The sequence below is a fragment of the Vibrio sp. TRT 2004 genome, assembly GCF_050113735.1.
Taxonomy (GTDB): Bacteria; Pseudomonadota; Gammaproteobacteria; order Enterobacterales; family Vibrionaceae; genus Vibrio.
In genome coordinates this window covers 1-616 of record NZ_JBNJOH010000154.1, presented here as the reverse complement: position 1 = coordinate 616, position 616 = coordinate 1, and the positions used below count along the sequence as shown (strand labels likewise).

Here is a 616-nt window from a genome sequence, read left to right as displayed (position 1 = left end):
TCAGCAATCAGGGTTGCCGAGCCTTTATGTAAAGGGCAATCCGTCACATCGAGGTACGCTTCATCAAGAGACAGGGGCTCAATAAGTGCTGTGTAACGCGAAAAGATAGCGTGGATCTGTTTTGAAACCGCTTTGTAGATCTGCATTCTTCCCGGTACGACAAGTAACTGAGGGCATAACTGCAATGCTCTAGAGGTTGGCATTGCACTGCGGATGCCGAACTTTCTCGCTTCATAATTGCAGGTACTTAACACGCCACGTTGTTTTTCATGCCCCCCGACGGCGAGTGGCCGTCCACGATATGAAGGGTTATCACGCATTTCCACTGCCGCGTAAAAACAATCCATGTCTATATGTATGATTTTTCGCGTTTTCTTATCCACTTTCGATGACCGGAATAGACTGTACATATAAACAGTATAATAAATCACATATATATCTCAAAGTACAAATTGTCTGCAAATTTGTCCTGTTCGACACTCGCAAGTTTGTTGGATGCAGTTATTATTAATTCTATAGGTAACAAAAGAGGCACCGCTTTGAACAATAAAGTCTTGGTTGTAGAGGATAGTCGCGCTTACCAAAATTTCTTAAAACAGCAGCTCACTACTTTAGG

Annotated in this window: 1 pseudogene; it reads right to left on the bottom strand. The window is 43.0% G+C overall.

Annotated elements, in window-relative coordinates:
• Nucleotides 1-347: pseudogene (locus ACQEXR_RS20355) on the bottom strand (DNA polymerase IV); the annotation flags it as partial.
• Nucleotides 348-616 lie beyond the last annotated feature (269 nt).